The sequence below is a fragment of the Parasphingorhabdus sp. genome, from assembly GCF_041748495.1.
Taxonomy (GTDB): domain Bacteria; phylum Pseudomonadota; class Alphaproteobacteria; order Sphingomonadales; family Sphingomonadaceae; genus Parasphingorhabdus.
In genome coordinates this window covers 1-6374 of the sequence record NZ_JBGTDD010000102.1, presented here as the reverse complement: position 1 = coordinate 6374, position 6374 = coordinate 1, and the positions used below count along the sequence as shown (strand labels likewise).

At 60.5% G+C, this 6374-nt stretch carries 5 protein-coding genes and 1 pseudogene; 1 reads left to right on the top strand and 5 read right to left on the bottom strand.

Going from position 1 to position 6374, the window contains the following annotated elements; translation table 11 throughout:
• The 4 genes from ACEW8J_RS09275 to hppD form a co-directional block, all read right to left on the bottom strand.
• Positions 1-621, bottom strand: a 621-nt coding sequence (locus tag ACEW8J_RS09275) for a TspO/MBR family protein (protein WP_373491354.1), incomplete at its 3' end; no start/stop codon positions are given.
• Positions 622-685: 64 nt separating this feature from the next.
• Entirely contained in the window at positions 686-1696 is a 1011-nt protein-coding gene (locus ACEW8J_RS09270; RefSeq protein WP_373491353.1) for a fumarylacetoacetate hydrolase family protein, read from the bottom strand.
• Between the two features lie 129 nt (positions 1697-1825).
• Complete coding sequence (locus ACEW8J_RS09265) at positions 1826-2374, bottom strand: VOC family protein (protein ID WP_373491355.1); 549 nt, start codon at positions 2372-2374, stop codon at positions 1826-1828.
• On the bottom strand, positions 2374-3474 hold the full coding sequence (gene hppD / locus ACEW8J_RS09260; protein WP_373491352.1) for a 4-hydroxyphenylpyruvate dioxygenase: 1101 nt from the start codon (positions 3472-3474) through the stop codon (positions 2374-2376). Before hppD ends, ACEW8J_RS09265 begins: the two co-directional genes overlap by 1 nt.
• Before the next feature lie 145 nt (positions 3475-3619).
• Here hppD and ACEW8J_RS09255 point away from each other — a divergent pair, with 145 nt between their 5' ends.
• Positions 3620-4879 (top strand): ACS family MFS transporter, encoded by a 1260-nt coding sequence (locus ACEW8J_RS09255; RefSeq protein ID WP_373491351.1) that lies wholly within the window; start codon positions 3620-3622, stop codon positions 4877-4879.
• Here the strand turns inward: ACEW8J_RS09255 and ACEW8J_RS09250 are convergent.
• A pseudogene (locus ACEW8J_RS09250) lies at positions 4876-6374 on the bottom strand (error-prone DNA polymerase); the annotation flags it as partial. The gene ACEW8J_RS09255 and the pseudogene ACEW8J_RS09250 sit on opposite strands and share 4 nt — an antisense overlap.

Below are 6374 nucleotides of genomic sequence, written 5' to 3'. Positions count from 1 at the left end.
TTGCGACGAGCCGATATTGGCTACCGCAATGCCGATAAAGCCCCAGCTTACCGCCGCACCATAGGGCCAGGACGCGAGCCGGAAGGCGTTATACGCCGCAAAGCCCGTGGCCAGAACTAGCGCAACAATCGCGGCGGGTATTTCTTCCATCACACCATAGCCGGCAAGCAGCAAGCCGATGGAAACGAATGATGCGGCGGACAGCCAGCCGGCATAAAGGGCCACTGGCCAGCGGGCGACCCAGGAGGGGGCAGCCCCGGCCGACTGATAGAGGGAAACCAGGGCAGCGATCAGCATCACCCAGATCAATATCGTCGCCCAGATAGGAGACAGCAGCGCGACAGGAAGCCAGATCGCCCCGACTGCCAGTGATACGAGCAGCGCAATGCGACCCCGGTCCCAGGCAGCATCTGCCCGAGACCTGAAAACACCATAAGCCGCGTGAAGGATAAGCCCCAAATAGATAAGGCCCCAGATGCCGAAAGCCCATCCGGAGGGCTGAACAGCAGAATTGCGTTGCGGTATGGGATAGCGCTCAGGGTCAAAGCCACCAAATTCAGGAGATAAATATGGCGAGATGGCAAAGGCAATCGAAGCGATGAGGACAAGAACGGCTTTCACGAACCTTGTCTCCCCATGATCGGTGTAAAGATCATCCCACAATCCACAGGACTTGCCAACCCTGTCAAACCGCCACAACCTCTTGCCGGATCGCGCCAAAGATCGAATGACCGTCCGCGTCCAGCATCTGGATTTTCACCGTATCACCCGCGCTCATGAACGGTGTCTTCGCTTCGCCGTCGTTGATCGTTTCGATCATCCGGATTTCGGCGATGCAGCTATAGCCGAGGCCGCCTTCGCTGACCGGTTTGCCGGGGTCGCCGTCGGGGCCCTGGTTGGACACGGTCCCGGAGCCGATGATCGTGCCAGCGCACAGCGGCCGGGTCATGGCGGCATGGGCGACCAGATCGGCGAGGCTGAAGGTCGCGTCCTTGCCGGCATTGGCGCGGCCAAAGGGTTCGCGGTTATAGTCGACCTGCAGCGGCAGATGGATCACCGATCCCTGCCAGGCGTCGCCCAGCTCGTCGGGGGTGACGCAGACCGGGGAGAAAGCGGATGGCGGCTTTGACTGGAAAAAGCCGAAGCCCTTGGCCAGCTCGCCGGGGATCAGACCGCGCAAGGACACGTCGTTGCACAGCATGACCAGCTTGATATGGTCGGCAGCTTCGTCGGCGCTGACGCCCGCTGGCACATCATCGGTGATGACGGCGATTTCGCCTTCCATGTCGCAGCCCCATTTCGGATCGCCGAGCGGGATATCGTCGCGCGGGCCGAGGAAGGCGTCGCTGCCACCCTGATACATCAAAGGATCGGAATAGAAACTCTCCGGCACTTCCGCGCCGCGCGCCTTGCGGACCAGTTCGACATGATTGATATAGGCGCTGCCGTCGGCCCATTGATAGGCGCGGGGCAGGGGTGAATGGGCCAAGCGTTCGTGGAAGCGTTCGCACGGAACCACTTCATGTTCGACGTCGCGGTAGTGCGCTTCGAGCTTCGGCGCGCATTGCTCCCAGTCATCCAGCGCTGCCTGCAGGGTCGGGGCGATATTGCTCGCTTCGCAGCAGCGAGTGAGGTCTTTCGAGACCACGACCAGACGGCCATCGCGGGTATCATTTTTCAGGGTGGCGAGTTTCATATGCGTTCCTTCATCCTGCTCCGTTCCCCCGCGAAGGCGGGGGCCCATCTCCGACCATTACCGCGAGACGCAGCTTCAGGAGATGGACTCCTGCCTACGCAGGAGCACAGCATTGTTCAATGCGAAAACCTAATGCTCGTCGCGCGCCTCCTTGTGCAGCCAGGCGGCATGTTGTGGCGCTTTCTTGGTGCGGCTCCATTCCTCGAGCATCTCGGGAGCAACCCGGCGCAATTCGGTCATTTCCTCGTCCGTGCCGATATCGCAGGCCAGCTCCAGCCGGTGGCCATTGGGATCGAAGAAATAGATCGACTTGAAAATCCCGTGATGGGTGGGACCGAGCACGTCCAGCCCTTCGGATTCGGCATTGGCCTTAGCCGCCATCAGATCGTCGAGCGAATCCACCTTGAAGGCGATATGCTGCACCCAAGCCGGGGTGTTCTGGTCGCGGTCCATCTCCTTCTGCTCGGGCAGTTCGAAAAAGGCGAGGATATTGCCGCCGCCGGCGTCGAGAAAGATATGCATATAGGGGTCATGCTCGCCGGTCGACGGCACTTCATTCTCGGCGAAGGCGAGCTGGAAATCCATGCCCATCACCCGCTTGTAAAAGTCGACCGTCTCTTTCGCATCCTTGCAGCGATAGGCGACATGGTGGATGCCGTTGATCTTTGGTGCAGCCATCATGCCGGCTCCTTTACGTTGAGTACGCCGCGCTTGACCTGATCGCGCTCGATGCTTTCGAACAGCGCCTTGAAATTGCCCTCGCCGAAACCGTCATCGCCCTTGCGCTGGATGAATTCGAAGAACACCGGTCCGACCTGCGCTTCGGCAAAAATCTGCAGCAGCAGGCGTGGCTCTCCGCCCTCTGTCGTGCCATCGAGCAGGATGCCGCGCGTCTGCAGCGCCTTCACATCTTCGCCATGGCCGGGCAGGCGGCCGTCGAGCATCTCATAATAGGTCGCGGGCGGCGCGGTCATGAACGGCACGCCCAGAGTCTTGAGCCGGTCCCAGCAGGCGATCAGATCATCGCAGATCAGCGCGATATGCTGGATGCCCTCGCCGTTGAAGGCGCGGAGGAATTCCTCGATCTGGCCCTTGCCGCCTTCGCCTTCCTCGTTGAGCGGAATACGGATCTTGCCATCCGGCGCGGTCAGCGCCTTGGAGGTCAGGCCGGTATATTCGCCCTTGATGTCGAAGAAACGGATCTCGCGGAAGTTGAACAGGGTTTCGTAATAATCCGCCCAATATTTCATCCGACCGCCGTAAACATTGTGGGTCAGGTGATCGATGATCTGGAAGCCTGCTCCGACCGGATTGCGGTCCACATCCGGCAGATATTCAAAGTCGATATCGTAGATGGACAGATTCTCTTCGCGGTCGCCGCCGTCATAGCGGTCAACCAGATAGAGGATCGCGCCGCCGATGCCGCGGATCGCCGGGATATGCAATTCCATCGGTCCGGTCTCGACATGGACCGGCTCGGCGCCTTTCTCGAGCAGATAGGCATAGGCCTTGCGTGCGTCCTTCACCCGGAAGGCCATGCCGCAGGCCGAGGGACCATGTTCGCGGGCAAAATACCAGGCCGCCGACCTGGGCTCGTAATTGATGATCAGATTGATTCCGCCTTGCCGCCACAAATGGACATCCTTGCTGCGATGCCGGGCGATACGGGTAAAGCCCATGACTTCGAACACGGGTTCCAGCACATTGCGATCGGGCGCGCAAAATTCGACAAATTCAAAGCCGTCCAGGCCCACCGGGTTTTCGAAAAGATCGGTCACAAAAATTCCTTGAGATAATATGTGTGAAGCGGCAATATAGTTACAAATGTAACTATAGGGGATTTGGCCGGGATATGCAAGGAAATAGCCGTCCACCCTATCGATTTTAAGCAAGGTACGGGGGCATTGCAGGGGGAGGATGACGATGCAAAAACGCCATCAACTGGTGTTCATGGCCTTTCTGGCCATTTTTATCTGCTATATGGACCGGGTCGCGATGTCGGTCGCGATCATCCCGATGGTGGAAACCTATGGCTGGGATTTGTCTACACAGGGTCTGGTGCTTTCGAGCTTCTTCATCGGTTATCTGCTCACTCAGGTGATCGGCGGAAAGCTGGCCGATCTTTATGGTGGCAAGGTCGTTCTGGGTTTCGGCGTGCTGATCTGGTCGCTGTTCACGCTGGTCGCCCCTCCCGCTGCTGCGCTTGGCATTGCCGTCCTGATTGTCGCCCGGATCTTGATGGGCATGGGCGAGGCGGTCACCTTTCCGGCCATCTACGCTCTTTATGCCCGCTGGATACCGGTCAGGGAACGGTCGCGGTCTGCCGGCTTTTCCAATAGCGGCATCCCTCTGGGTACGGTGTTTGCGTTGCTTGCGACGCCGATAATCGTCGCTGCCTGGGGCTGGGAATGGGTGTTCTACATATTTGGCAGCATCGGATTTGGCTGGTGCGCTGTCTGGTATTTTCTGATTGCGGCAAATCCGCGCCAGCAAGCCGGGATCAGCCAGACAGAGCTGGATCTGATCGCAACCGATTCGATCGCCGACGGGCCGGCGGTCACAACGCCGTGGCGGGCGCTGATGACCAGCATGCCGGTCTGGGCGATCATCGTCGCCCATTTTTGCAACAACTGGTGGTTCTATGTCCTGCTGGCGTGGCTGCCTACCTTCGTTACCAAGGGGCTGGGCGTGGATTATGCGGCCGTCGGCTTTTTCGCGATGATGCCGCATATCGCCCTGTTCCTGTTCATCAATATTTCCGGGGTAGTCGCGGACCGGCTGATCGGCCGCGGCATGACCATTACCCATGTGCGCAAGCTGATGATGCTGATCGGCTCTGGCGGCAGCATCGCCGCGCTGTTGCTGGTCGGGCAGGCCGACAATGCGGTCACCGCGATCACGATCATGACTATTGGCAGCGCTCTGGGCGCGTTTGCGGTCAGCGGCTTTTTCGTCAACCATATGGATATTGCACCGGAACATGCGGGCACTTTGATGGGCATCACCAACACGGCTGGCACCATTCCCGGCATCATCGGCGTGCTGGTCAGTGGCTGGATATTGGATGTCACCGGATCCTGGGCGCTGGTGTTCCAGGTCTCTGCGGCGGTAGCGGCCTTTGGCCTGGTCTTCTATCTGATATTCGGTAGCGGCGAACGCCAGTTCGAGGCAGCGACGGCCTAGTGAAAGTCCCGCGACTTCGGCAATATCCGGACATTGCGGGGATGACCGCCGTTGGATGTGGCGGGATGCGCTGATCGGGCGGCCTCGCTGGTCTGGCGCGCGGCCCAGCGGTCCTCGTTGCGATAGACCGGGCGCTTGACCTCGTCGGCTCGGGCCATCGGAATGTCGGGCCGGTCGCGGGCGGTTATCTCGTCGAGCATGAAGCTATAATCCTCGACGCGGCTGGTCATCAGATGGGTCACGCCTTCCACGCTCCGCTGGACCTCTCCGGTCGCGAGCATCAGCCGGGCGGCCATCACCGGACGGCGCATTTTTTCAAAACGACTGGCCCAGAGCAGCAGGTTGGACACGCCGCTTTCATCCTCCAGCGTGATGAACACCGCATTACCCTTGCCTGGCCGCTGGCGGATCAGGACAACGCCGGCGACTTTGGCCTGCGAACCGTTTCTGGCGGCTGCCAGTTCGGCGCAGCTGAGCACGCCCATTGCTCGCAAGCGTTGCCGCAGAAACTCCATCGGATGGCCCTTGAGCGACAGGCGGACGCTTTGATAGTCGGCGACGACATGCTCGCCGGGGGTCATGGCGGGGAGACGCGCGTCTTCTTCCTGTCCCAGTTCCCTGGTCTGTGCGGCCTCGAACAGAGGCAGGGTATGGACCGGCGTCCGGCGCACGTCCCACAGTGCCTGGCGTCGATCCAGCCCCAGCGACCGGCAGGCATCGGCATCGGCTAGCAGGCGCAGTGCGCGGGCAGGAAGATTGGCCTTGTGGGCAAGCTCCTCGATCGTCCGGAACGGCCGCGCGGCCAGGATCTGCGCGGCCCATGCTTCGCGAAAGCCGTCGATCTGGCGAAAGCCGATGCGAAGGATGATATCCCCCTCCCGCTTGCGGGAGGGGTTAGGGGTGGGATTGTCTGGCGTTTCGGACCCACCTGTTTCAGGCCCACCCCCGACCCCACCCGCAAGCGGGAGGGGGGAATCGACCTCCAGCCGATTATCCCATTCACTATAGTTCACATCTGGCTCCCGCACCGCCACCCCGTGCTCGCGCGCGTCCCTGACAATCTGGGCAGGAGCATAAAAGCCCATCGGCTGGGAGTTGAGCAGGGCCGCGGCGAAGACCGCCGGGTGGTGGCACTTGATCCAGCTCGATACATAGACCAGCCGAGCAAAGCTGATCGCGTGACTCTCCGGAAAACCATAGCTGCCAAAGCCCTGGATCTGCTTGTAGCAGCGCTCGGCAAAATCCGCTTCATAGCCCTTGGCGGTCATGCCGCTGATCATCTTCTCGCGGAAATGGTGGATCGTGCCGACATTGCGGAAGGTCGCCATCGCCCGGCGCAGCTTGTTGGCATCGCCCGGAGAAAAGTCGGCGGCGACAATCGCCAGCTTCATCGCCTGTTCCTGAAACAGGGGCACGCCAAAGGTCCGGCCGAGCACGGACTTCAGCTCGTCCGGATCGTGCGGCGGCTTCGGCGAAGGCAGGGTGATTTTCTCCA

What these genes read in the sequence shown, in the direction of transcription:
- ACEW8J_RS09270 (WP_373491353.1), bottom strand. Translation starts at nt 1,696, where the DNA reads ATGAAACTCGCCACCCTGAAAAATGATACCCGCGATGGCCGTCTGGTC.
- ACEW8J_RS09265 (WP_373491355.1), bottom strand. Translation starts at nt 2,374, where the DNA reads ATGGCTGCACCAAAGATCAACGGCATCCACCATGTCGCCTATCGCTGC.
- ACEW8J_RS09255 (WP_373491351.1), top strand. Translation starts at nt 3,620, where the DNA reads ATGCAAAAACGCCATCAACTGGTGTTCATGGCCTTTCTGGCCATTTTT.